The sequence below is a fragment of the Pseudoduganella sp. genome (genome assembly GCF_041914865.1).
Lineage (GTDB): Bacteria > Pseudomonadota > Gammaproteobacteria > Burkholderiales > Burkholderiaceae_D > Rugamonas.
Genome location: NZ_JAYSCO010000001.1, coordinates 212,835 through 238,126 on the forward strand (window position 1 = coordinate 212,835; position 25,292 = coordinate 238,126).

Annotated in this window: 23 protein-coding genes; 10 read left to right on the top strand and 13 right to left on the bottom strand. The window is 63.3% G+C overall.

Annotated elements, in window-relative coordinates:
• Positions 1–78: 78 nt before the first annotated feature.
• Positions 79–504 carry a VOC family protein gene (locus ACE3TQ_RS00865; protein WP_374580004.1) on the top strand — a complete coding sequence of 142 codons (426 nt, stop codon included), beginning with the start codon at positions 79–81 and terminating at the stop codon, positions 502–504.
• Complete coding sequence (locus tag ACE3TQ_RS00870; RefSeq protein ID WP_374580005.1) at positions 504–902, top strand: VOC family protein; 399 nt, start codon at positions 504–506, stop codon at positions 900–902. Before ACE3TQ_RS00865 ends, ACE3TQ_RS00870 begins: the two co-directional genes overlap by 1 nt.
• Before the next feature lie 3 nt (positions 903–905).
• Here ACE3TQ_RS00870 and ACE3TQ_RS00875 read toward each other — a convergent pair whose 3' ends face one another.
• From ACE3TQ_RS00875 to xapA, 7 genes are all read right to left on the bottom strand, one after another.
• Complete coding sequence (locus tag ACE3TQ_RS00875; RefSeq protein ID WP_374580007.1) at positions 906–2,120, bottom strand: nucleoside deaminase; 1,215 nt, start codon at positions 2,118–2,120, stop codon at positions 906–908.
• A gap of 2 nt (positions 2,121–2,122) precedes the next feature.
• Positions 2,123–2,527, bottom strand: coding sequence for a cytidine deaminase (locus tag ACE3TQ_RS00880; RefSeq protein WP_374580008.1), 405 nt, complete (start codon positions 2,525–2,527; stop codon positions 2,123–2,125).
• A gap of 108 nt (positions 2,528–2,635) precedes the next feature.
• Positions 2,636–3,958: a thymidine phosphorylase gene (gene deoA / locus ACE3TQ_RS00885; RefSeq protein WP_374580009.1), complete on the bottom strand. Its 1,323-nt coding sequence runs from the start codon at positions 3,956–3,958 to the stop codon at positions 2,636–2,638.
• 91 nt (positions 3,959–4,049) lie between these two features.
• Complete coding sequence (locus ACE3TQ_RS00890; RefSeq protein ID WP_374580010.1) at positions 4,050–6,437, bottom strand: aldehyde dehydrogenase family protein; 2,388 nt, start codon at positions 6,435–6,437, stop codon at positions 4,050–4,052.
• Between the two features lie 12 nt (positions 6,438–6,449).
• Positions 6,450–7,412 (bottom strand): deoxyribose-phosphate aldolase, encoded by a 963-nt coding sequence (gene deoC, locus ACE3TQ_RS00895; protein WP_374580011.1) that lies wholly within the window; start codon positions 7,410–7,412, stop codon positions 6,450–6,452.
• Positions 7,409–8,602 (bottom strand): phosphopentomutase, encoded by a 1,194-nt coding sequence (locus tag ACE3TQ_RS00900; protein WP_374580012.1) that lies wholly within the window; start codon positions 8,600–8,602, stop codon positions 7,409–7,411. Before ACE3TQ_RS00900 ends, deoC begins: the two co-directional genes overlap by 4 nt.
• A 115-nt stretch (positions 8,603–8,717) precedes the next feature.
• The gene (gene xapA, locus ACE3TQ_RS00905) at positions 8,718–9,557 is read right to left on the bottom strand and encodes a xanthosine phosphorylase (protein ID WP_374580014.1); all 840 of its coding nucleotides are present in this window, start codon (positions 9,555–9,557) and stop codon (positions 8,718–8,720) included.
• Positions 9,558–9,779: 222 nt separating this feature from the next.
• On the opposite strand from xapA, the gene ACE3TQ_RS00910 reads away from it, so the two are divergent.
• The 3 genes from ACE3TQ_RS00910 to ACE3TQ_RS00920 are packed head-to-tail and all read left to right on the top strand — an operon-like array spanning position 9,780 to position 12,697.
• Positions 9,780–10,880 carry a carbohydrate kinase gene (locus ACE3TQ_RS00910; protein WP_374580015.1) on the top strand — a complete coding sequence of 367 codons (1,101 nt, stop codon included), beginning with the start codon at positions 9,780–9,782 and terminating at the stop codon, positions 10,878–10,880.
• A gap of 3 nt (positions 10,881–10,883) precedes the next feature.
• Entirely contained in the window at positions 10,884–11,810 is a 927-nt protein-coding gene (locus tag ACE3TQ_RS00915; protein WP_374580016.1) for a pseudouridine-5'-phosphate glycosidase, read from the top strand.
• Positions 11,795–12,697: a LysR family transcriptional regulator gene (locus tag ACE3TQ_RS00920; RefSeq protein WP_374580017.1), complete on the top strand. Its 903-nt coding sequence runs from the start codon at positions 11,795–11,797 to the stop codon at positions 12,695–12,697. The genes ACE3TQ_RS00915 and ACE3TQ_RS00920 overlap by 16 nt, the downstream gene beginning before the upstream one ends.
• A 361-nt stretch (positions 12,698–13,058) precedes the next feature.
• On the opposite strand, the gene pcp is transcribed toward ACE3TQ_RS00920, so the two are convergent.
• The 5 genes from pcp to ACE3TQ_RS00945 form a co-directional block, all read right to left on the bottom strand.
• Positions 13,059–13,715: a pyroglutamyl-peptidase I gene (gene pcp, locus ACE3TQ_RS00925; RefSeq protein WP_374580019.1), complete on the bottom strand. Its 657-nt coding sequence runs from the start codon at positions 13,713–13,715 to the stop codon at positions 13,059–13,061.
• Positions 13,712–14,662 (bottom strand): DUF979 domain-containing protein, encoded by a 951-nt coding sequence (locus ACE3TQ_RS00930; RefSeq protein ID WP_374580020.1) that lies wholly within the window; start codon positions 14,660–14,662, stop codon positions 13,712–13,714. The genes pcp and ACE3TQ_RS00930 overlap by 4 nt, the downstream gene beginning before the upstream one ends.
• On the bottom strand, positions 14,659–15,357 hold the full coding sequence (locus ACE3TQ_RS00935; RefSeq protein WP_374580021.1) for a DUF969 domain-containing protein: 699 nt from the start codon (positions 15,355–15,357) through the stop codon (positions 14,659–14,661). Before ACE3TQ_RS00935 ends, ACE3TQ_RS00930 begins: the two co-directional genes overlap by 4 nt.
• 38 nt (positions 15,358–15,395) lie before the next feature.
• Entirely contained in the window at positions 15,396–15,896 is a 501-nt protein-coding gene (locus tag ACE3TQ_RS00940; RefSeq protein ID WP_374580022.1) for a hypothetical protein, read from the bottom strand.
• Positions 15,897–15,992: 96 nt separating this feature from the next.
• Complete coding sequence (locus ACE3TQ_RS00945) at positions 15,993–18,242, bottom strand: TonB-dependent receptor (RefSeq protein ID WP_374580023.1); 2,250 nt, start codon at positions 18,240–18,242, stop codon at positions 15,993–15,995.
• A 390-nt stretch (positions 18,243–18,632) separates the two neighbouring features.
• Here ACE3TQ_RS00945 and ACE3TQ_RS00950 point away from each other — a divergent pair, with 390 nt between their 5' ends.
• The 4 genes from ACE3TQ_RS00950 to ACE3TQ_RS00965 all read left to right on the top strand — a co-directional run bounded on the left by ACE3TQ_RS00950 (position 18,633) and on the right by ACE3TQ_RS00965 (position 23,651).
• Complete coding sequence (locus ACE3TQ_RS00950) at positions 18,633–19,631, top strand: BMP family protein (RefSeq protein ID WP_374580024.1); 999 nt, start codon at positions 18,633–18,635, stop codon at positions 19,629–19,631.
• Between the two features lie 429 nt (positions 19,632–20,060).
• Positions 20,061–21,590 (top strand): ABC transporter ATP-binding protein, encoded by a 1,530-nt coding sequence (locus tag ACE3TQ_RS00955; protein ID WP_374580025.1) that lies wholly within the window; start codon positions 20,061–20,063, stop codon positions 21,588–21,590.
• 2 nt (positions 21,591–21,592) lie between these two features.
• A complete protein-coding gene (locus tag ACE3TQ_RS00960; protein WP_374580026.1) occupies positions 21,593–22,675 on the top strand; it encodes an ABC transporter permease in 1,083 nt (360 codons plus the stop codon).
• Between the two features lie 4 nt (positions 22,676–22,679).
• On the top strand, positions 22,680–23,651 hold the full coding sequence (locus ACE3TQ_RS00965) for an ABC transporter permease (RefSeq protein WP_374580027.1): 972 nt from the start codon (positions 22,680–22,682) through the stop codon (positions 23,649–23,651).
• Here ACE3TQ_RS00965 and ACE3TQ_RS00970 read toward each other — a convergent pair.
• Complete coding sequence (locus ACE3TQ_RS00970; RefSeq protein WP_374580028.1) at positions 23,638–24,195, bottom strand: PEP-CTERM sorting domain-containing protein; 558 nt, start codon at positions 24,193–24,195, stop codon at positions 23,638–23,640. The genes ACE3TQ_RS00965 and ACE3TQ_RS00970 overlap by 14 nt on opposite strands.
• 143 nt (positions 24,196–24,338) lie before the next feature.
• On the opposite strand from ACE3TQ_RS00970, the gene ACE3TQ_RS00975 reads away from it, so the two are divergent.
• Entirely contained in the window at positions 24,339–25,238 is a 900-nt protein-coding gene (locus ACE3TQ_RS00975; protein ID WP_374580029.1) for a substrate-binding periplasmic protein, read from the top strand.
• The last annotated feature ends 54 nt before the right edge of the window (positions 25,239–25,292 follow it).

Here is a 25,292-nt window from a genome sequence, read left to right on the forward strand (position 1 = left end):
GCTCGCTTGCTCCCTGTACGGTGCTAGTCTATATTGTCCTGACTACGCTGCGTTTTCATAGTTTTCAGGGAGAGAACGATGACGATTCCAAAGGCCACGCGCGCGACTATCCTGCCCTGCCTGCGTTACCGCGACGCGCCCGCCGCGATCACTTGGTTGTGTAATACCTTGGGCTTCAAGGCATCGCTCGTGGTGCCGAATGAAGACGGCACCATCGCCCATGCCCAGCTTTCGTATGGCAACGGCATGGTCATGCTAAGCTCCATTTTCGACACCGAGTACGGGCGCCTGCTCAGGCAACCCTCCCAGGTCGGGATGGGGGTCACGCAAAGCGCCTACCTGGTCGTCAACGACGCCGACGAAGTGCATGCGCGCTGCGTGCAGGCCGGGGCGCCAATCGAGATGCCCCTGCAGGACGAAGACTATGGCGGCCGCGGTTTCACCTGCCGCGATCCTGAGGGGCATGTGTGGAGCATAGGTACATATGACCCTTGGGAGCAATAATGGGACGCACCGTTCACTTTGAAATCCAGGCCAGCGAACCGCAGGTCCTGATCGACTTCTACGGCAAGATGTTCGACTGGAGCTTTTCCAAATGGGAAGGCGGCGACTACTGGCTGGTCGGCACCGGCGAAGTCGGCGCGCCCGGCATCAACGGCGGCCTGCTGCCGCGCCGTGGTCCGCGCCCGGAAGAAGGCGCTTCCGTCAACGCCTTCGTCTGCACCGTCGATGTCGAAGACCTGGACAAGTCGCTGGTGCAGCTCAAGGAATTGAAAGGCGTGGTCGCCGTGCCGAAGATGCCGGTACCGGGCGTCGGCTGGCTGGCCTATGCCAAAGACCCGGACGGCAATATCTTCGGCATGATGCAGACCGACGCCAGTGCGTCGTTCGAAGGCGCCTGACGTTCAGCCCAGGGCAGCGACCAGGGCGGCGTCCGACACCTGGGTCGGGCGGATTTTGATCAGGTTGCGGTACAGCGGCGGCAGGTGGCTGCACAGCTCGTGCAGCGCCGGCTCCGGCATGCCCGGCCGCACGTACTGGAACTGAGCCGGGTTGTTGTGCGGCAGCGCGCCTTCCATGGTCGAGCCATAAGCGCCCAGCGCCATGAAACTCAGCGCGCTTTCGTCGGGGCCGACGGCGAAGACAAACGTACCGTCTTTCGGATGGCCCAGGTAGTGGCGCACCTCGGACTGGGTTTCCGCATCGGCGCCTTCCATCAGCTTGTAGCGCAGCTGCGCGTAGGCGCGCGTACACTCCATGAAGGCGGTGCGGATCATTGAGCTTTGCTGGCGGCCGTGGCTGCACAGCAGCAGGTTGCCGAAGGAATCGAGCAACGCCACCGCTTCCCCTTTGCCGCCCTGCGCCTTGTCGCGCGCCATGGCCTGCTGCAGGTAGGGCGCCAGGCCGGCGTCCGGCTGGCGCGGCGCGCAGCGGTAGGTCAGCGCATCGGGGAAAGCGCGCTTCAGGGCGCGGATGATGGCATGGTCGGCCGGCAGCGTGGCCGGGTCTTTCAGCTCATGCTGCGGCGGGTCGATGTTAAACAGGTCCATCACGTTGGCCGACGTGGCCTCGAACACCAGCGAGCAAAGCGCCTGCGTCGGTTCGGCGATGGTCTTGCCGATGAAGAAAGGCTTGGGCGAAGCCCCTGCCCCGCGCCGCGCGTAGGAGGACGTGCCCAGCACGGCGGGATAGGCGAAAGTCGCTTCCGCCTTCGGCTGCAAGGCTGCCGGCAGCGATGGGAAGAAGGCGGAACCGTTGTAGTTGATGCCGGCCTTGCCGTCCGGTGCCGCCACCACCACGTTGAAGCCTGCAGCCAGCATGGCGCCGGTGCACATGCAGCACGGGTCGAGCGAGGTGACGATGGTGCACTCTTCCGGCGGCGGCAGCTCGCGGCCCTTGGCGCGTTCGGCGAAGTACCAGTCGACCAGCTGGCGTTCGCCGTGCGCGGTCGGGTCGAAAATCAGGCCATGCTTGATGACGTTGTTGTGCAGCGCCTTGAGCACGGTGCCGCTGGCGTCGAGCATGACGCCGCCCACGCCGAAAGTGCCCTGGGTTTTCGCTGCAATCGCTTCGGACGCCGCAATGGCGACGGCCGTTTGAACGTCGATAGCCTTTTTCACTGTTACTTCTTCAGGTCCCAGCCGCCGAAGGCTTCGGGCAGCAGTTCGGCTGCGGTGGTTTCGCGGGTGTCGCCTTTCAGGTTGGCCAGCACCACGGGCAGCTGGTTGCCGCCCAGTTCCAGCGTGACCTGGCGGCAGGCGCCGCAGGGAGCGATCGGGTTGTCGGTTTCGCCCACCACAGCGAGCTTGTCGAAATCGCCGGGTTTGTAGCCTTGCGCGATGGCGCTGAAAAAGGCGGTGCGCTCGGCGCAGTTGCACAGGCCGTAGCTGGCGTTTTCCACGTTACAGCCGTGGAAGATTTTGCCGTCCCTGGTCAGCAAGGCGGCGCCGACTTTGAAGTTGGAATATGGCGTATAGGCTTTCAGGCGGGCAGCCTTGGCTTCTACGATCAGTTGGTCGTTGGTCATGTGTTCTCCAAACCCGGTAAACCTGGGTCTGACCCAAGGGTCAGACCCCGTCTGCGGCCCATGTAATGGAAGGGTCAGACCCTTGGGTCTGACCCCGCCTCACCGGGTTTAAGGCCGAATAGTGCGATAAACGATAGGATTCGCCGCCGGCGCCGCATCAGCGATAGTATAGGCAGCCTGCACCTCACGCACCGCCTGCTCCGCCGCTTCCTGGGTCCGCGCATGCACCATGGCCAGCGGCTGGCCAGCCTGCAGCGGCTGTCCCAGCTCGACCAGGTCAGTCAGGCCCACAGCAAAGTCAATCGCATCGGTCGGACGACGACGTCCGCCGCCCAGCGACACCACCGCCAGACCGATATCGCGGCAAACGGTCGAAGCAGCGTAACCCGCGCGCGGCGCCGGCACCGGCACCACAATCGGCGCCTTCTCCAGGTGCTTATCCATGTTATCGACCAGGTCAGCCGGACCGCCCAACGCAGTCACCATGCGCGAGAAGCGTTCAGCCGCCTCGCCCGAATCGAGCGCATGCTGCAGCTTGGCGCGCGCCTCGGTTTCGTTCGCCGCCAGCTTGCCCATCACCAGCATCTCGGCGCACAGTGCCATGGTCACTTCATGCAGGCGCGCCGGGCGGAACTTGCCGGTCAGGTAGTCGATCGCGCCGCGCACTTCCAGCGCATTGCCGGCCCAAGGCGACAGCGATTCGTTCATATCGGTCAGCAGCGCAGACGTCAGCGTGCCCGCGCCGTTGCCCACCTTGACGATGGACTCGGCCAGCTCGACCGACTTCTCAAAGGTTGGCATGAAGGCGCCGGAACCGGCCTTCACGTCCATCGCCAGCACGTCCAGGCCGGCCGCCAGCTTCTTCGACAGGATGGAGCCGGTGATCATGGCCACCGATTCCACGGTCGCGGTGACGTCGCGGATCGAGTAGAAGCGCTTGTCGGACGGGGCCAGCGACGAGGTCTGGCCGATGATGGCCACGCCCACGTTCTTCACCACTTCGCGGAACTTGTCGTTGGTCGGGACGGTGGAGTAGCCCGGGATGGAATCGAACTTGTCCAGCGTGCCGCCGGTGTGGCCCAGGCCGCGGCCGGAGATCATTGGAACGAAGCCGCCGCAGGCCGCGATCATCGGGCCGAGCATCAGGGATACCACGTCGCCCACGCCGCCGGTGGAGTGCTTGTCCATCACTGGACCTGGCAGGTTAAGGGATTTCCACTCCAGCACTTCGCCGGAGTCGCGCATGGCCAGGGTGAACGCCACGCGCTCGTCCATGGTCATGTCGTTGAAGTAGACGGCCATCGCCAGCGCGGCGATTTGGCCTTCGCTGACGCTGTTGTCGGTGATGCCTTTGACGAAGAATTGGATTTCTTCTTTCGTCAGCACGCCACCGTCGCGTTTTTTACGGATGATTTCCTGGGGAAGGAACATTTTCTTTTCTCTTTCTTTTTTACTTCAGACCCGGTAAACCTGGGTCTGACCCAAGGGTCAGACCCTTGGGTCTGACCCCGCCCTACCGGGTTTAAACGCCGTAAGGAATCCAGATATTCTTAACCTGCGACGCATGCGCCAGCACAGTACGGCCACCCGCCTGCGCAGTCGAGAACCAGTCGCGGCCCTTCGCGCCGCCAGTCCAGGTACGCTTCAGCGAACCCGCCGACAGCTTCTCCACTTCCGCGCAGCCGGCAGCCGAACCATCGTGGCGCCACACAGCATCCACATCCGAGTGCGACGCCAGGGTGCGCGCCAGTTCGTCCGCCGAACCGGTCACGATATTCACCACACCGCCCGGCAGGTCGGAAGTATCGAACACCTGGTACAGGTCGGTCACGGACAGCGGATACGCCTCGGAAGGCACAGCCACCACGCGGTTACCCACGGCGATAGCAGGCGCCACCAGCGAAATGAAGCCCAGCAGCGGATTCTCGTTCGGGCACACGATGCCGATCACGCCGATCGCTTCGTTCAGCGCCACGGTGATGCCGTGCATTGGCGGCTGGTGCGCCAGGCCGTCGTACTTGTCGGCCCACGCCGCCCAGTAGAACAGGCGCTCGATGGAAGCCTGCACTTCCTTCTCAGCGTTCTTGGTGCCGGTCTGGGCAGCGATACGCTCCGCGAACTCCGCGCCGCGCGCCGCCAGGTTTTCGGCGATGTAGTACAGCACCTGCGCGCGGTTGTGCGCAGTCGCCTTGGTCCAGCCGGTCGCCTTGTGCGCAGCTTCCACCGCGTTACGGATGTCCTTGCGGTTACCCTCGCCCACTTCGCCCAGGAACTTGCCGTCGGCGCCATGGATGGCGCGCGAGTACGCGCCGTCAGGGCGCGCCTGCTTGCCGCCGATGTACAGCTTGGCAGTGCGGTCGATCGCGAACGGATCGGCCGATGGGGTGAACTCGGTTTCAGGCTTGGCAGGCTTCTTGAAGGTAGGAGCAGCCGGACGCGCATCTTCCGACACTGGCACCAGGTACTCGAACATGCCTTCGCGGCCGCCCTCACGGCCGTAGCCGGATTCCTTGTAGCCGCCGAAGCCGCAGGCAGCGTCGAACTGGTTGGCGGTGTTAATCCACACCACGCCGGCCTTGATGGCAGGCGCCACGTCCAGCGCCAGCGAGATGTTCTCGGTCCACACGCAGGAAGCCAGGCCGTACACGGTGTTGTTGGCCAGCTGCACTGCTTCAGCCGGGGTACGGAAGCTCATCGCCACCAGCACCGGGCCAAAGATCTCGGCCTGCGCCACGGCGGCCGAAGTCGATGCGCCGGTGATCAGGGTTGGCGGGAACCACGAGCCGGTCGCAGGCACTTCGCAGCCAGCCGGCTGGTACACCTCGCAGCCTTCGGCGCGGGCGGAATCCACCAGCGCGGAGATGCGCTGCTGCTGGATCGGATCGACCAGCGCGCCGATGTCCATCGACTTGTCCAGCGGGGAACCCAGGCGCAGGTTGTCCATGCGCGCTTTCAGCTTCTTCAGGAAACGCTCCTGCACGGATTCCTGCACCAGCAGGCGCGAACCGGCGCAGCAAACCTGGCCCTGGTTGAACCAGATCGAATCGACCAGGCCTTCCACCGCTGCATCCAGGTCCGCGTCTTCGAAGACGATGAACGGCGACTTGCCGCCCAGTTCCAGCGACAGCTTCTTGCCGGTGCCGGCGGTGGCTTCGCGGATGATGCGGCCCACTTCGGTGGAACCGGTGAAGGCCAGCTTGTCGATGCCCTGGTGCGCCACGATGGCTTCGCCGGTGCGGCCGTCGCCGGTCACGATGTTCACGACGCCAGCCGGCACGCCAGCCTGCACGCAGATGTCGGCGAACAGCATCGCGGTCAGCGGCGTGAATTCAGCCGGCTTGAAGACGATGGTGTTGCCGGCAGCCATGGCAGGAGCGATCTTCCACGCCAGCATCAGCAGCGGGAAGTTCCACGGCACGATCTGGCCGACCACGCCCACGGCGCGGTGGCCCGGGAACTCCTCGTCCAGCAGCTGGGCCCAGCCGGCGTGGTGGTAGAAGTGGCGCGCCACCAGCGGCAGGTCGGCGTCGCGGGTTTCGCGGATGGTCTTGCCGTTGTCCAGGGTTTCCAGCACCGCGAACAGGCGCGCATGCTTTTGCATCAGGCGCGCGATGGCGTACATGATCTTGGCGCGGCCATGGCCGCCCAGCGCCTGCCAGGCCGGCAGCGCCTTGCGCGCAGCGGTAACTGCGCGCGCCACATCGACAGCCGTGGCCTGGGTCAGGTCGGCCAGGTGCGAACCGTCGGCAGGATTGATGCTGGCGAAGGTCTCGCCCGGCTCGGTCCATGCGTTGTCGATAAACAGGCCGAATTTGCGGGAGCGCTGCTCCAGCCACGCTTGCGCTTCTTTCTGGCTTTCTGGTGCAGGGCCGTAGTCCATGGTGTTGAGGATCTCGTTAATAGTTGGCATGGCGGTGTCTTCTTATGGTTGCGCGTGGCGATGGGCGGCGGAGTAGTTGCCGGTCACATAGTGCTCCAGCTGGCGCTCGATGTCGGTCAGCAGCGAGGAGGCGCCGATACGGAACAGGTGCGGCTCCAGCCATTCATTGCCCAGCTCTTCCTTCATCACGGTCATGTATTGCAGCGCGGCTTTCGCGGTGCCCACGCCGCCCGCAGGCTTGTAGCCCACCTTGAAGCCGGTGCGCTCGTAGTACTCGCGGATCGCGCGCACCATCACCAGCGATACCGGGATGGTGGCGTTGACGCCTTCCTTGCCGGTCGAGGTCTTGATGAAATCGGCGCCTGCCATCATGCATACCCACGATGCCTTGGCTACGTTTTCCAGCGTCACCAGGTCGCCGGTGGCCAGGATGGCCTTCACGTGCGCTTCGCCGCAAGCCTTGCGGTAAGCCAGCATCTCGTCGTACAGGGCTTGCCAGTTGCCGGTCAGGACGTGCTGGCGGGTGATCACGATGTCGATCTCTTTGGCGCCGGCGGCCACCGACAGTTCGATCTCGCGCACCTTGGTTTCCATGCTGGTCAGGCCGGCCGGGAAGCCGGTCGACACCGCCGCGATCGGAAGGCGGCCCTTCAGCACCGCGTCGGCGTGCTGGATCATCTCGTGGTAGACGCAGACGGCGCCGGTCATCAGCTTACGGTCTTGCAGGCCCAGTGCTTCCACCAGGTCGGTGCGCAGCGGGCGCATGGCCTTCATGCACAGGCGCTCAACGCGGCCCGGGGTGTCGTCGCCGGCCAGGGTGGTCAGGTCGATCAGTTCGATCGCCTTCACCAGCCAGGCGGCCTGGTACTCTTTCTTCACGGTGCGGCGGTTCGCCAGCGATGCGGCGCGGCGGTCCGCGGCGGCCTTGTTCACGTGGATGTGATTCAGCCAGCCCAGGTCGAGGCCGATGGCCTCGTTGCGCTTGAAGTTTTCAAAAGTGGTCATAGGAGGTTGGTTCCGTTGGAAAGAGGTTTCACGCCCAGGTGATGCGCGATGGTCTGGCCGATGTCGGAGAAGGTCTCCGAGATGCCGAGCGACTGCGGCTTGACGTTCGGGCCGAAGAACAGCACAGGAATATGTTCGCGGGTATGGTCGGAGCCCGGCGCGGTCGGGTCGCAGCCGTGGTCGGCGGTGATCACGCACAGGTCGCCGTCCTTCAGGTTGGCGATGAATTCAGGCAGGCGCGCATCCATTTCATGCAGCGCGTTGGAATAGCCGGCAACGTCGCGGCGGTGGCCGAAGTGCATGTCGAAGTCGACGAAGTTGACGAAGGTGAGCGACTTGTCGCCCGCCTCGCGCTGCGCTTCCAGCAGCTTGTCGAACAGCGCCATATTGTCCGGGCCTTTCAGCACGCGGCTCACGCCCTGGCCGGCATAGATATCGCTGATCTTGCCCAGCGCGATGACCTCGCCGCCTTCGTTCTTCACGTGGTCCAGCAGGGTTGGCGCGCTTGGCGGCACGGCGTAGTCGTGGCGGTTGGCGGTGCGCTTGTATTCGCCGTTGGCGCCCAGGAACGGACGGGCGATGACGCGGCCGATGTTGTACGGTTTGACCAGCTCATACGCCTTCTCGCACATATCGTACAGGCGCTCCAGGCCGAAGTGCTCCTCGTGGCAGGCGATCTGCAGCACGGAGTCGGCCGAGGTGTACAGGATAGGCTTGCCGGTCGCGACGTGCTCGTCACCCAGCTCGGTGATGATGGTGGTGCCGGAAGCGTGGCAATTGCCCAGGAAGCCAGGCACGCCGGTCAGTTCCTGCAGCTTGTCGGTCAGCTCTTTCGGGAAGGACGGCACTTCCTTCGGGAAGTAGCCCCAGTCGAACAGTACCGGCACGCCGGCGATTTCCCAGTGGCCGGACTGGGTGTCCTTGCCGGTGGATTGTTCGCGCGCCGCGCCGTAGGCGCCGGTGAAGCCTTCACGCATATTGAAACCGGCAGCCCATTCGCCCGACGCGGTATGCGCGGCGGCGGCCAGGCCGATTTTTTCCATGGTGGGGAGGGACATTGGCTTGCCTTCTTTGGCAGCCCATTTGGCGATGCTGCCGAAGGTGTTGCAGGCCTGGTCGCCGTATTTGACGGCATCCGGCGTTGCGCCGAGGCCGAAGGAGTCTAACAACAGGATGAATGCGCGGGACATGAGTGCCTCTCTTTGAAACCCGAAAATCGGGGTCAGACCCAAGGGTCAGACCCTGTATGACGCAGCGTTCGCCGACCTTGGGTCTGACCCTTGGGTCTGACCCGCATTGCCGGGTTTAAGCCTTCGGCGTCTTACCAACGTTCTCCAGGAACTGCAGGATCAGCTTGATCAGCGACTCCGCGCCAATCGCAGCGTACTTCAAGGTCTGCTCATGCGACAGCTGGAACGGCGACAGCCCCTCAGCCAGGTTGGTAATGACGGAAACACCCACCACTTTCAGGCCGCAGTGACGCGCCGGCACCACTTCCGGCACCACCGACATACCGACAACATCCGCACCCAGGGTCTTGAACGCGCGGATTTCCGCAGGCGTCTCAAAGTTCGGGCCCGGGTAAGCGATGTACACGCCTTCGTGCAGGGTGATCGACTTCTCCGCCGCGCTGGCCTGCAGCAGCTTGCGCAGGTCCGCATCGTAGGCATTCGCCATCGAGAAGAAGCGCGGGCCGAAACGCTCATCGTTCGGGCCAACCATCGGCGAACCTGGCAGGAAGTTGATATGGTCATTCAGCGCCACCAGCGAGCCGGCATCCACCTCAGGACGCAGCGAACCCGCAGCATTGGTCACAAACAGCATCTCGCAGCCCAGCAGCTTGATGGTGCGCACGGCGGAAGTCATCACCGCCGGGCCGTAGCCCTCGTAGAAGTGGCCGCGGCCTTTCAGGCACACCACCTGCACGCCCGCCAAAGTACCCATCACCAGCTGGCCGGCGTGGCCGTGCACGGTGGAGATCGGGAAGCCTGGCAGCTCGTCAAAGCTGATCGACACGGAATCGGTCATCTGTTCAGCCAGCACGCCCAGGCCGGAGCCCAGGATCATGGCAACGCGTGGCTGGAAATTGGCCGGCATGCGGGCACGGATGATGGCGGCGGCCTGGAATGGGGTATTGGAAGACATGGAGTTCCTCGTTTTTGTAATCTTTAGGTGAGCTGGCCAGAACAGGCCTGTGAACGTACCACGACACTATGCATCATTGCCTATATGTATGGCAAATACCATTTTTCTTTATTATTTATATGCAAGCGATATAAATCTGGGTTTATTATAGGGTCAGCTTCCGTTTGACACCCATCGGACAAATGTTTAGCATCGCAAACAAATGTTTATAGCGAGCTTTTCGTGAGCGATCTCTCCCGCAAGGAACAGCTGTACCAGCTGATCCGCGCCAATCCCTTTATCTCCCAGCAAGAGCTGGCGGAGCAGCTCGCCCTGTCGCGCTCTGCCGTGGCCGGCCATATCGCCAGCCTGATCCGCGAGCGCAAACTGCTGGGCCGCGCCTATGTGTTGCGCAATGAACGCACGGTGCTGTGCATCGGCGCCGCCTGCCTCGACCGCAAGCTGCGCCCGCACGCCCCGCTGCAGATGGCCACCTCGAACCCGGCTTGTGCTGAGGAAAGTTTTGGCGGCGTGGCACGCAATATCGCCGCCAACCTGGCCCAGCTCGGCCTGCCCTGCTCCCTGCTGACCGCCCTCGGCGACGACTCCTCCGGCCGCGCCCTGCGCGCCCAGGTCGAGGCGGCTGGCATCGGCATGGAAGGCAGCCTGCAGGTCAACGGCATCGGCAGCGGCACCTATACCGCCGTGCTGGACGCCTCCGGCGAAATGGTGGTGGCCCTGGCCGACATGGCCATCTTCGACCAGCTGACCCCGGGCTGGGTCGCCAGCCGCCAGCCGCAGCGCAACGCCGCCGGCATGGTAGTGGCGGACCTGAACCTGCCGCAGGAATCGGTCGCCATGCTGCTGGCCGACGCCCACGCCTCCGGCGTGCCGCTGGTGGTGGTCGCCGTGTCGCAGCCGAAAATGGCGCGCCTGCCGCAAGACTTGAACGGCCTGTCGCTGCTGATCCTGAACCGCGGCGAGCTGGAAACCCGCGCCGGCCGCGCCCTGCCGACCGAAGCCGACGTGCAGGCAGCCTGCCACGCACTGCAGGCCGACGGCGCGCAGGACATCATCGTCACCTGCGGCGCCAGCGGCGTCTATCACACGCTGGGCCAGGCCCTGCACTGGCTGCCGGCGCACGACGCCCAGGTGGTCGACGTGACCGGCGCCGGCGATGCCTTCTCGGCCGCCGTGGTGTGGTCGCTGCTGCAAGACCCCGGACAACTCACCCTGGCCTGCGAGCGCGGTTTGAAAGCCGCCGCCATCACGCTGGCCAGCCCACACACCGTATCGCCCGAGCTGAGCGCAGATGTGCTCGCCGCCGCGCTCATCGAGGAGTAAACCATGCACCAGTTCCTGTCCTTTTCCCCTGAAGTCGCCCACGCCCGCGCCACCGGCCAGCCTATCGTGGCGCTGGAATCGACCATCATTTCGCACGGCATGCCCTACCCGCAAAACGTGCAGACCGCACGCGAAGTGGAGCAGATCATCCGCGACGCCGGCGCCGTGCCGGCCACCATCGCCATCATCGGCGGCAAGATCTGCATCGGCCTGACCGAGGATCAACTGGAACAGCTGGGCAACTCGCCGGACGCGATTAAGGTGTCGCGCCGCGACCTGGCCTACGTGCTGGCGCAGGGCAAACTGGGCGCCACCACCGTGGCCGCGACCATGATCTGCGCCCAGCTGGCGGGCATCAAAGTCTTCGTCACCGGCGGCATCGGCGGCGTGCACCGCGGCGCCGAAACCAGCATGGACATCTCCGCCGACCTGCAGGAACTGGCCCAGACCAATGTGGCCGTTGTCTGCGCCGGCGTGAAGTCCATCCTCGACATCGGCCTGACGCTGGAATACCTGGAAACCCACGGCGTGCCGGTGGTATCGGTTGGCCAGCCCGGCTTCCCGGCCTTCTTCACGCGCGAAAGCGGCTTCAATGCCGACTTCCAGCTGGACAGCGCCGCCGAGCAGGCCTCCTTCATCGCCACCAAGTGGGCGCTGGGCCTGGATGGCGGCGTGGTGGTTTCCGCGCCGGTGCCGGAAGCGGACGCCATGCCGAAGGATGAGATCGACGCCATCACGGTACGCGCCCTGCAGGAAGCGGAACAGAACGGCGTGACCGGCAAGAAAGTCACGCCATTCCTGCTGGCCCGCATCAAGACCCTGACCGAAGGGCGCAGCCTGATGACCAATATCGCACTGGTGAAAAACAACGCGCGTGTCGGCGCAGCCCTGGCGCGCGCGCTGCAGGAGCATCCATGTCCATCGACCTGAAACAGTTAAAGTACTTCCTGGCCGTCGCTGAAGAGAAAAGTTTCAGCCGCGCGGCCGAGCGCCTGCACATCTCGCAGCCGCCGCTGTCGCAGCAGATCATGAAGCTGGAAGCGGAGCTGGGCGTGAAGCTGTTCGCACGCACCACCCGCACCTTCGAACTGACGGTGGCGGGCAAGGCGCTGATGCAGGAAGCGTCCGACCTGCTGGCGAAAATGCGCATGACCATCGACACCGTGCGCCAGATCGACCGCGGCGAAGTGGGCCGCCTGCGCGTCGGCATTGTCGGCTCGGCGATGTGGGGGCCGATCCCCTCCATGCTGGAAGAATTCCAGAGCAAATACCCGCGCGTGACGTGGACCATCCACGAATCCGGCCCGACGGTGCAGTACGACGCCCTGCGCGCCAAGCAGATCGACGTCGGCTTCTGGCGCGAACCCAAGCTGGACGACGATGAACTGCGGCGCGACAACCTGAAGCAGGAACTGTGCTTCAAGGAGAACGTGTGCGTGGCGGTCAACGAGCACCACCCGCTGGCAAAAATGGACGCGATCGAGCTGGTCGACATCGCCGACGAGCCGATGCTGACGCTGGCCCTGGACAAGTCGGCCTTCCCGCGCTACCTGATCCAGTGCTGCGTGAATGCCGGCTTCCAGCCCGAGATTTTCCAGGAGGCCCATGAGCCGCAAACCCTGCTGGCCATGGTCGGCGCCGGCCTCGGCGTGACGCTGATGCCCGAGACCACCGCCCGCATCGGCTGGCCCGGCGTGGTGTTCCTGCCGATCCGCACCAATGCGCCTTCGGCCAACCTCTACATCACCTACACCACGCTGGACGACGCGCCTGTGGTGCGCGCCTTCCTCAACATCCTGCGCCCGCCCAGCGCATAAGCCCCGCCGCCGGCCGAACAGGGGTCTGACCCTTGGGTCAGACCCTGCTTTCCGGGTTTCAAAGATACCCCGCACTCCTGAGCCAGTCGCGCCCCCTGTCATCCAACGCAGCACGGATGACTTCGGGCGGCAAGCTATACACCGTAGCCCAGGTCGCCCGACCATCCGCCGCGGTCGACGGAAAACTTACCGTTTCAATCGGCCAGTGATACTTGCGTTTCAAGGCCCTGACGATTGCGGCCAGGGTCACGCGTCCACGCAGCGGCTCACGACCTGTCTGGTCAACGTTCGAGAGCAGTACCGCAAGCACAGCACCACGCACCGTCCGTGGGCCCGGGAAAATGGGAGGTTTAGCCATAGTCTAGTGCGTTGCGCCTGCGGCAACCGATGTGTCGCGCGAAACGGCGAGTGAAGTTTTCACGGCGATACGCAGGCCCTCGACCATCTGCGCCAACGACATGCTGGCCGCGCCAGGGTGCCGCACCGCCTGCTCCGGCAGGTAGGGAATGTGGATGAAGCCACCGCGCATGCCGCCCTGCCCCGCCAGCGCATGCATCAGGCCATAGAACACGTGGTTGCAGACAAAAGTGCCCGCCGTCTGCGAGACGGAAGCCGGCAGGCCGGCCGCGCGCAGCGCCGCCACAATCGCCTTGATTGGCAGCGTGGAGAAGTAGGCCGCCGGACCGTCCGGCACGATAGGCGCATCCACCAACTGCTGCTCGGCATTGTCCTTGATCGGCGCATCGTCGACATTGATCGCCACCCGCTCAACGGTCAGGTCGACGCGGCCGCCAGCCTGTCCCACGGCGATCACCAGCACCGGCTGCACCTCGTCCAGCAACGCGCGCATGGCCGCATTGGCCGCGCCGAACACGCAAGGCAGCTGGCGCGCTACGACACGGAACGCCTCGCCGCCGGCGCTATCCTGCCAGCCATCCAGCGCGCGCACCGCCTCCCAGGCGGGATTGATCGGTTCCTTGTTAAACGGCTCAAAGCCCGTCAGCAGCACAGTCTTCATAGGAGGAAGTACAAAAGAATAATGTTCGCGCCCAGCAGCGGCAGCGCGGTCGGGATTTGGGCCTTGATCACGGCGTTCCTGTCCGGCAGGTCGAGCAGCGCGGCCGGGATGATGTTGAAATTAGCCGCCATCGGCGTCATCAGGGTACCGCAATATGCGCTGAACATGCCGATTGCCGCCATCACGGCCGGATTGCCGCCGTACTGCGCCACCAGCACCGGCACCCCGACGCCCGCCGCCATCACCGGGAAGGCGGCAAAACCGTTACCCATCACGATAGTGAACAGCGCCATGCCAACGCAATAGAGCGCGACCGCCGCCAGCTTGGAGTCGGCGCCAATCAGGCCGGTGGAGACTTGCGCCACGGCCTTGCCGACGCCGGCCTCGCTGAACAGAAGGCCCAGCACGGCCAGCATATGCGGTAGCACGATCGACCAGCTCATGGCATCGACCAGGCGGCGCGCCTCGCGGCCCGCCTGCAGTGGTGTGGAGCGCGTCAGCCAGCACGCCACGCCCACCGCCACCACGGCGGCGCAGCCCAGGCTCACCAGCGTCAGGTGCTTCTGGTCCAGCACGAACAGTTCGCCGATGCGCACGTCTTTCAGCAAGGTGGCCCCGGCCATGGTCACGGCGGGAATCACCAGCGCCGGGATGAACAGCCGATGCCGCAAGCGCGCAGCGCTGGCACGGCGCGTGTCGTCTGGCAGCACGTCCGGCTTGCCGCTGCGGACGCCGCCAAAACCGGCCAGCACCGCCATCACAATCATCGCCAGGCCTGCCATGGCCGGCGGCAGGCGCTCACCCACCAGGTAAATCATGGCGTACAGCGCCCAGAACAGGCCCGTGGTCCAGCGGCGCGGGTTGCTGCGGTCGGCAAACGACATCAGCGCGATCATCGCCAGCAAGATGCCGAGCAGATAGTAGAAGTACTCGACGCGGACGATCATGCGGCGCTCCTGCGCAGATAGCCGTCCAGCCGGTTCAGGCGCCAGGCGTGGATGATGAAAGCGCAGATCGCGGTCGGAATGCCCCACAGCGCCATATGCAGCGGATCGACCTCGATACCCTCCGCGCGCAACACCGTCTGCATCAGCACGATGGCGCCAAAGGCGACAAAAATATCCTCACCGAAGAACAGGCCGACATTGTCGGTCGCCGCCGCCATGGCGCGGATGCGGTAGCGCTGCTGCTCGCCCAGCGCCTTGCCCTGCGCGCCAAGCTGCACCTCGGCCGCGCCCTCCGCCATCGGCGCCACCACCGGCCGCACCATCGACGGATGGCCGCCCAGCGAGGTCAGGCCCATGGCAGCCGAGCTTTCGCGCACGAACAGGTAGACGATCAGGAGCCGCCCCGCCGTGGCCGAGCGCACACGCGAGATCGCCGCCTGCGCGTGCTCGCGCAAGCCGAAGCGCTCCAGCAAGCCGATCGCCGCCAGCGGCAGCAGGTAAATCATCGGCAGGTTGCGCGTCTTGACGAACGCCGTGCCGAGCGAAGCAAGCAGCGCCTCCACCGGCATGAAGGCCGCGAAACCAGTTGTAAAGCATGCCGCAATCACCACCAGTACCGGGTGCAGCCGCAACAGGAAACCAAGCACGATCACGGCCACGCCAAGCAGCGGCCACAAATTAACAGCTGAATTCATCTTTTCTCGCTCACCCAATGCCGAGGTTTTGCAATGCCTTACTCGGCCAGCTCTTCAAACTCCGTCTGGCCACGTTCATCGTACAAATGCCAATTGCGCGTCTTTCCGCAAGCATCAATCGTCCAGCGCTCCGAGTGTTTGCGCGGCGTGGCGACAGGATACTGCCGCACCTCTTTCAGATCGAAGCTCTCGCAGTCCGCCATGCGCCCGCTCAGCACGAACATCTTTAGAAAGCCCTGGTATTCCCCGAACGAAGATGTGGCCAGTTTCGCTGCCGACCCTTCACTCCAAAACCCCAGCGTGGCCTCGATCATCGATTCAGGTACCTTGCCCAGGATCTTCCAGCTACCGTCAGCTAACTTGCCCTTATAAACAAGGTCGTCCGACAGTACGATTTCGGCCCTGTCTCCGGCACCCTTCACGTAGGCGGCAACATTGTCCCTCAATGCGGCGATTTCCGCGGGCGTGGCGGCGCAGTTGCCGCTTACAAAAATGCCCGCTGCAGTGAATGCCGCCGCTACCCAGGTCTTGATACTCATACTTCTCCTGTTTTGTTACTGTTATTGCCGCAGGCCAGACAATAGCAAAAAAAACGCGCACCGAAGTGCGCGTTGTTCACAGGGAGTGTGAATCGTTTAGAAGGTAGCTTTGAACTGCACGCCGTAGGTGCGTGGCTCGTTCACGATACCGGTCAGGTTGTTGATCGAGATCGCGCCCAGGGCCTGGATACGGTTGGTGATGTTGCGGCCGTATGCGGCGATTTCGTAGTTATCCCACTTGTAGCCAACGCGCAGGCCGCCTTCCAGCAGGGACTTGGCCTTGTATTCCTTGGCTTCGTACAGGAAGAAGTTGTAGGTGCTGCGGTAGGCCCAGTCGGTGTAGGCATACAGTTCGCCGTTACCCAGGTCGGTGCTGTACTTCAGGCTGAAGTTGTGCTGCCAGCGCGGTGCACGCGGCAGGTCGTTGCCGTTCAGGCTTACGGTGCCTGGGAACGGGCCGTCCGGGTCGGTCACGGTGCAGAAGGTGTTCGGGTAGCCGCACTTGGTATCGAATACCTTGGCATCCTTGATTTCGGTGTCGTTGTAGCTGCTGCCGAAGGTGCCGCTGAAGCCGTAGCCCAGGTTGGCCTGCAGGTCCAGCTCCACGCCCTGGCCGGTAACCTTGTCGGCGTTGATCAGGCGGTTCATGTTGATCGCGCCGCTGCCGGCGGTCAGCTGCTTGTCGTCCATGTCGTAGCGGAACACGGTCAGCGAGGCGCGTGCGCGGCGGTTCATCAGGTCAGCCTTCACGCCGAACTCATAGGAGATCGCCTTTTCCGCTGCGGCCATGCTCGGCTTGTCGCCGATGCCGTACAGGCGGCCCTGCATGGATGGGGCACGGTAGCCGGTCGCGATGCGGCCGAACAGGTTGGTGTCCTTATCCAGGGTGTAGGTGCCGCTCAGGTCCCAGCTCACGTTGTGCGAAGTGTCGGACAGCTCCTGGCGCCACACCGGCTTGTTCGGCTCGATGCGCTGCGCCATGAAGTCCTTCTTGTCGGTGGTGTAGCGCAGGCCGGCACGCACCTTGAAGTCGTTGCTGACGGTGTAGTTCAGGGTACCGAAAGCGGCCCAGGAACGGGCGTCCTGGAACTGCTGCGTGTACTCAGGGTTCAGCGAGCTGTTATTGAAGGTATTGAAACTGATCGAGTCGATCTGGATGTCTTCATTGAAGAAGAACAGGCCGGCGATCCACTGCAGCGGGCCCTTGCCGTTCGATTCGGCGCGGAACTCCTGGGTGAACTGGCGGTGGTTCGGCATCAAGTCCGCAGTCTCCAGCGGGAATGGGATGCCGCCGAATGGGCCGACCGGCGGATTGAAGTTGGCGCCGTAGCCGCCGTCAACGTCGGCGCGGCTGTACAGGTCCAGCTTGTCGTAGCCGGTGATCGAGTGCAGGGTCACGTTTGGCAGGTCCCAGCGCAGGCGGATATTGCCGCCACGGGTTTTCAGCCACTGGTTGTTGAAGCCGTCGGTTGGATAGGTGTCGTAGTCGAAGCCGTCCACCAGGTCGTTGGTGCCCTTCTTCAGGATATTGGCGCGGAACAGGGTCGCGGTGGTATCCATATTGCGGGCGTGGATATTGAACAGCGCCGAGAAATCCTTGCTCGGCTTGACCAGCGCCTGCAGGCGGATCGCGTGGTCGTCGTAGCCTTCGAAGTCCTGGGTGCCGGTCGGGCGCGGATTGTGCACGCGGTCGTCGCGGTGCTGGCTCTGGCCCGAGAAGCGGAACGCCAGGGTGTCGCTGGCTGGCAGGTTGTAGGCGCCTTCCAGGTTACGCACGCCATCTTTGCCGAAACCGGCGCTGAAATAGCCCTCGGTCTTGCCCAGCACTGGCTTGGCGGAATCGAACTTGATCACGCCGGCCGGCGAGTTACGGCCGAACAGGGTGCCTTGCGGGCCGCGCAGCACTTCGATCTGGTCCACGTCGAACACCGGGAAGCCCTTCAGCATCGGGTTTTCCATCACGATATCGTCCATCACCAGGCCCACCGGTTGGGAGGCGTTCAGGTCGAAGTCGGTGTTACCCAGGCCACGGATATAGAAACGCGGGAAAGTACGGCCATAGTCGGACTCAACCGACACGGACGGCGAACGGCCGTTCAGGAAACGGATATCCTGGCCGCCGGAAGTCAGCACGTCCAGCTTCTCGCCTTTCACGGTGGCAATCGCCATCGGCACATCCTTGATGTTCTCGGCGCGGCGCTGGGCGGTAACGATCACGGTTTCCAGCTGGCCGGGCTGTTTTGCTTCTGCAGCCGGTTGTTGCGCTTCCTGCGCGCTGGCGTAATGGAGGGGGAAGGCGCCGGCGACGGCCAGGGCGATCAGGGAATGCTTGAGGCGTTTATCCATACCCAATGTTCCAATCTTTAGAGAAAAGTAACGAAATGTAGCAATGGCGCGGATGCTAACACGAAAGGGATTCAGCACAGTTGCTTACGGAACAACCCTCATTTAGTTGCCGTCGATATAAATAAGCAAGTAAAAACGTATTTGCCATACATATAGCGCCTGTTGCATAGTAACGAACCACGAATCCATGCCCTGAGAAGCGGATTCAACGAGGCGAACAAGTGATTGCAGTTTGATTACGTGCCCAAAGATTAATCAAGGGTACACAGGCAAAATTTGCATTAATGTGTTGTTGGCAAGCTACATGGTGCCGTGGCTTGCTTTGGCGCGAAAAAGCGTCCGAGGCACTCCATAAAAATATACAATAACGAACTTCCACGGAGCCCTTACATGAAAATCAAACAACTTAGCATGATGATCGCCGCAGTTACGGTGGCAGCCAGCGCAAACGCGGCTGACCCGAAACTGGGCATCGTGTACGACGCTGGCGGCAAGTTCGACAAGTCGTTTAACCAGTCCGCTTTCGAAGGCGCCGAGCGCTTCAAGAAGGACACCGGTATTAAATACATCGAAGTACAGGCCAGCAGCGATACGCAGGCTGAGCAGGTCATGCGCGGCCTGGCCCGCAAAAAGCTGGACCTGATCGCCGCCATCGGCTTCGCCCAGACCCAGGCGGTGCAGAAAGTCGCCAAAGAATTCCCGAACGTGAAGTTCGTGCTGATCGACGGTGTAGCGCAAGGTAATAACGTCAATTCCGTGACCTTCAAGGAAGAAGAAGGTTCTTACCTGGTGGGCGTGGCCGCTGCCATGGCCTCCAAGACCAAGAAGCTGGGCTTCATCGGCGGCATCGACATCCCGCTGATCCGTACCTTCGCCTGCGGCTACGCCCAGGGCGCCAAGTCGGTCGACAAGAAAGCCGAAGTCATCTCGAATATGGTCGGCACCACCTCCGCCGCCTGGAACGACCCGGCCAAGGGCGGTGAGCTGGCGCGTGCGCAGTTCGACCGCGGCGTGGACGTGGTGTTCGCCGTGGCCGGCGGTTCCGGCATGGGCACCCTGCAGACTGCCAAGGAAAAAGGCAAGCTGTCGATCGGCGTCGATTCCAACCAGAACCACCTGTACCCGGGCTCCGTGCTGACTTCCATGGTCAAGCGCGTGGATAACGCCGTGTACGACTCCTTCATGCAGATGAAGAATGGCACCTGGAAGGCCGGTGTGACCGCCAAGGGCCTGAAGGAAGGCGGCGTGGACTGGGCGCTGGATGCGCACAACCGCAAAGTCATCACCCCAGAGATCGAAAAGAAAGTCATGGGCGCGCGCAAGGACATCATTGACGGCAAGACCAAAGTCATCGATATCCGCACCACCAATGCCGCCTGCCCGGCCTGATCCGCAGTTCCATTAAAAAGAACGCGCCGACGGGATATCCCGTCCGGCGCGTTTTTCAGTAAATAAGACCGAAAAATCCTTTTGACGTCCCCTCTCCAAATTTGGGGAGATTCCTGCAACCAGCGTCGCACGCCCGCGACGGAGAACGATGTAAATCAGTATTGGCATGACGACTATGGCTATCAGCGTAAGCACTGACCGATCATTCTCTTACTCCAAACCCTGCGATACCTCTCGGCCTCGCAATGGGCAACGGGCCGCAATGCGAGCAGGACTGGGATTACCTACTAAGTTACACTCCCGCGTTGCGAGCGCCATGCTTAACAGCCTTGTTCACCCGATTCCAGCGCCACGCGTGGCGCGCGGTTGCCGATTAACCCGGACCTTTGTAAGGTCACTTCCACACACTCCTTCCCGGGAGCAGAATTGATGACGCCAGCAGTAGAATTCCGCAATATCTCCAAGCACTTTGGGGCGGTAAAGGCGAATACGGACGTCAGTTTCTCCATCGCCAAAGGGGCCATCCATGGCCTGGTGGGTGAAAACGGCGCCGGCAAATCGACCTTGATGAGCATCCTTTACGGCTATTACCGCGCAGATGGCGGTGAGATCCTGCTGGACGGTAAGGTGCAACACATCCACAACTCGCACGAGGCGATCCAGCTCGGCATCGGCATGGTGCACCAGCACTTCATGCTGGTCGAAAACATGACCGTGCTCGATAACGTGATGCTGGGCAGCGAAGGCGGCTTCCGCCTGCGCCAGCACCGCGCGGAAACCGAAAAGCAGCTGCGCGAAATTTGCGAACGCTATCGCCTCGACGTCGATCCGCTGGCCACCATCCAGGACCTGTCCGTGGGCGCCCAGCAGCGCGTCGAAATCCTGAAGCAGATCTACCGCTCGGCCAATATCCTGATCCTGGACGAGCCGACCGCCGTGCTGACCGCGCAGGAAACCGAATCGCTGTTCGAGATCCTCAAGCTGTTCAAGGAACAGGGCAAGACCATCATCCTGATCACCCACAAGCTGCAGGAGATCAAGGACATCACCGACACCGTCACCGTGATGCGCGGCGGCCGTGTGGTGGGCGCGGTGCAGACTGCCGACACCACCAAGGAAGAACTGGCGCAGATGATGGTCGGCCGCCCGATCGAGAACAACCTGCCGCGCGGCGCCTACAATCCGGGCAAGACCGTGCTGGACGTGCGCAACCTGCAGCTGGTGGACGACAACGGCGTCAAGCTGCTGCAGGACATCAACTTCAACCTGCGCGCCGGCGAAATCGTGGCGATTGCGGGCGTGTCCGGCAACGGCCAGTCCGAGCTGATGGAAATCCTGTCCGGCATGGCGCTGCCAAGCTCCGGCGAAGTGGAATTCGAGGGCAAAGCCCTGCCCTACCCGAAGAACGGCGACGCCGACGGCCTGCCGACCAAATTCCGCGACCTGGGCATCGGCCACGTGCCGGAAGACCGCCTGCGCGACGGCGTGATCAAGGCCTTCTCCGTCATGCACAACACCTTCTTCGGCTACCAGGACAAGGTGAAGAACAAGTGGGGCCTGATCGACTTCAAAGGCATCGCCCAGCGCTGCGCCGGCCTGCTGAAGGAGTTCGACGTGCGCCCGGCCAATCCGGACCTGCGTATCGGACTGCTGTCCGGCGGTAACCAGCAGAAGGTGGTGATCGCGCGCGAAGTGCTGGCCAAGCCCAAGCTGATGCTGGTGGGCCAGCCGACCCGCGGCGTCGACATCGGCACCATCGAATCCATCCACACCCAGCTGCTCGCGCTGCGCGACCAGGGCGTGGCGATCCTGCTGGTATCGGTGGAACTGGAAGAAGTGCGCGCCCTGGCCGACCGCATCCTCGTGATGTGCGGCGGCAAAATCACCGGCGAACTGAAAATCGACGAATTCGACACCACCCGCATCGGCCTGCTGATGGGTGGCATGCATAAACACTGATTATGACCACGAACGATATGCCACGCTGGGCAACTGGCTTTGTCCTGCCCATCCTGAACCTGCTCTCCGCGCTGCTGGTGGCCGCGCTGGTGATCCACCTGCTCGGCGAAGACCCGGTCGAGTCGATGCAGATCCTGATCAACAGCGCCGTCATCAACCCGGAAGGCTTGTCCTACACGTTGTTCTACGCCTCCACCTTCGTGTTCACCGGCCTGGCCGTGTCGATCGCGATGCAGGCGGGCCTGTTCAACATCGGCGCCGAAGGCCAGATGTACTTCGGCGGCCTGGGCCTGACCCTGGCCATGCTGGCGTTCGACGCCTCCCTGCCCTGGTTCCTGCTGATCCCTCTCGGCATGCTGGGCGCCGCCCTGTTCGGCGCGGCGTGGGCCGCCATTCCCGGCTACCTGCAGGCCAAGCGCGGCTCGCACATCGTGGTCACCACCATCATGTTCAACTTCATCTGCGCCTCGCTGATGAACTTCGTGATCGTGAAATACCTGATCCCGCCGGGCGAACAGAACACCGCCTCGCGCGTCTTCTCGCCAGCGGCCGAAATGCCGCGCCTGGGCGAATGGTTCCCGGTGCTGGGCGATACCCCGCTGAACATCAGCTTCTTCATCGCCATCATCGCGCTGGTGATCTACGGCGTGGCGATGTGGCGCTCCTCGTGGGGCTACAAGGTGCGCGCGCTGGGCCTCAACCAGCACGCGGCCCACTACGCTGGCGTCAAGATCAGCGCCATGATCATTATCGTCATGCTGATTTCCGGCGCGCTGGCCGGCCTGGGCGCGGTCAACTCCATCATGGGTTCGACCCACTACCTGTCGCTCAACTTCGTCGGCGGCGCCGGCTTCGTCGGCATCGCGATTGCGCTGATGGGCCGCCAGCATCCGGTCGGCATTTTCCTGTCCTCCGTGCTGTTCGGCGCGCTGATCCAGGGCGGCTTCGACCTGTCGCTGGAAAAGCCGAACATCCCGACTGAAACCTTCATCTTCATCCAGGGCTTGATCATCCTGTTCTGCGGCGCTATGGAAAACCTGTACGCCCCGGCCATCATCAAGCTGCTCAAAGCACGCAAAGGTTAAGACCATGACTTTCGAAGATCTCCACCTGGGCTCCATCCTCGTCTCCACCGTGCGCAACGCGCCGGTGCTGATTTTCGCCGCCATGGCCGGCCTGTTCGCGGAACGCTCCGGCGTGATCGACATCGGCCTGGAAGGCAAGATCCTGGCCTCCGCCTTCGTCTCCGCCGCCGTCGCCTTCGCCACCAAGAACCCCTGGATGGGCATCCTGGCCGGCATGGGCGTCTCCGTCGCGCTGGCCATGCTGCAAGGCTTCGTCGCCATCACCCAGAAGGGCAACCAGCTGGTGGGCGGCATCGCCATCAACATCGCCATGAGCGGCCTGACCTTCGTGGTCGCGCAATACTTCTTCCAGCAAGGCGGCCGCACCCCGGACCTGGGTGAAGCGCGCCTGTTCGACGTAGTGCTGCCGGGCAGCGCCGCCGTGGCCGACGTGCCCTTCCTCGGCTGGTTCTACACCAAGCTGATTGGCGGCCACTCGGTGCTGGTCTACCTGGCCTTCATCCTGGTGCCGCTGGTGCACTGGTTCCTGTACCACTCGCGCTTCGGCCTGCGCCTGCGCGCCTGCGGCGAAAACCCGCATGCCGCCGACGCCGCCGGCGTCTCGGTGGAGCGCACCCGCTACGCCGCCATGCTGATCGCAGGCATCCTGTGCTCGTTCTCGGGCGCCTACCTGGCCATCGTGCAGTCCGGCTTCTTCCTGCGTGACATGTCGGCCGGCGCCGGCTACCTGGCACTGACCGCCATGGTGTTCGGCAACTGGCGTCCGGTGTACACCTTCCTCGGCTGCCTGATGTTCGGCTTCTTCGGCGCCGTGCAGATCCAGCTGGAAGGCGTCGACCTGCCGGTCATCGGCCGCATCCCGGGCGCGCTGATCCAGATGGTGCCTTACGTGGTCACCGTGATCGTGCTGGCCGGCCTGATGGCCAAATCGGTGGCGCCGAAAGCCATCGGCGTGCCGTTCGTCAAGTCGCGCTGATTCCCTCCTTCACCCTGCGCCGGCCCACGCCGGCCAGGGTCGCCAATCCCGCCAGCAACATCGCCCCGCTGACCGGCTCCGGAATCGGCGCCGGCGTGATCGCAAACTGCGTTTCCGGCGTCCACAGCATGTGGCTCTCGTAGTCGTTCCAGCCGTAACTCCAATAGGAGTAACGGTCGCCCGTGCGGAAGCGCCACGACCAGCCGGAAAACGCCTCATCGTTTCCCCAGCCGTACACATCCACCGCCAGATTGCCCGTCAGCTGGTAGGAGAAACCATCGATCACGCAGCGGAAATAGGGATCGCTCAAGCTCAGGCAGCCCTCCAGGTAAGGCCGTCCTTCCACCTCCAGCGCGGTCAGTTCCGATAAGACAATCTTGCCGTCGTGATCAAGATCGCTGCCGCTGAAACTGCCAGTAAGCTCGGCATCCCCCTTGAAGACGCCATCGACGTTGAAGCCGGTGTAGGTGAATTGCCAGTTTTCGGCGCAAGCGCCGCTGGCGGCGATGGCAAGTGCCATGCCCAGTGCAAATTGACGTCCCATACATCCTCCATTGAAGGTGTGAACCAGGCCATGCTAGCAGCGCACCTGCCGCGACAAAGCTCATCCAGTCTGTCGTGCGCAACAGCCTTGTTGTTGTGCTTGCTGGGCGATGGGGTTATATTTCAATCGGCTAGGGAGGGCCTATGAACTGGCATTGCTGGATCAGCCTGGAAAGGATGGTGGCGGCGGCCATATGCGTCTGCCTGCTCATGCCCGCCGCACGCGCCGCGCAACCAGCCACGCCGCTGGTCTACCCACGTTACTTTGCCACCGCCGACACCCAGCGCGAATTCGACTGGATCGTGCTGCGCACCGCCCTGGAAAAAACCGTCGCCACCCACGGCCGCTACGAGGTCACGCCATGGCACGAACCAATGTCGGTACCGCGCATGCTGCAGGAACTGGCCTTGCCCGACGGCCGTATCAACGTGATCGCCCGCGCCAGCGACCGCGAGCTGGAAAGGAAGTTCCAGCCGGTGCGCATCCCGATCGACCGCGGCCTGATGGGCATGCGCCTGCTGCTGGTGCGCAAGTCCGACCTGCACCGCTACGCCAGCATACGCAGCCTGGACGACCTGAAGCGCTTCAGCGCAGGGCAAGGCAAGGGCTGGGTCGATACGGAAGTGCTGGCCGCCGCCGGCATCAGCGTCGTCGAGACGCCGCGCCCGCAATCGCTGTTCGGGATGCTGGAGGCGGGCCGCTTCGACTTCTTCCCGCGCGCGCTGGACGAAGCCCCGCGCGAATACGACGCGCAGCGCAAAGCGCACCCCGACATTGCCATCGAACCCACGCTGATGCTGCGCTACCCCTTGCCGCGCTACTTCTTTGTCCGGCGCGACGCCGCCGGCGACAAGCTCGCCGAACGCATCCGCACCGGCATGGAGCTGATGGTCAAGGACGGCAGCCTGGCCGCCCTCTTCCAGAAACACAAAGGCCCGCTCATCGAACGGGCCAACCTCGGCAAACGCCGCATCATCGACCTGCCCAACCCCTCGCTGCCGCCCGAGACCCCGCTCCAGCGCAGCGAGCTGTGGTTCAAATAAATTCGGGGTCAGGTCTGACAATCGGACAATCTATGCGCGAAGCGCATAGATTGT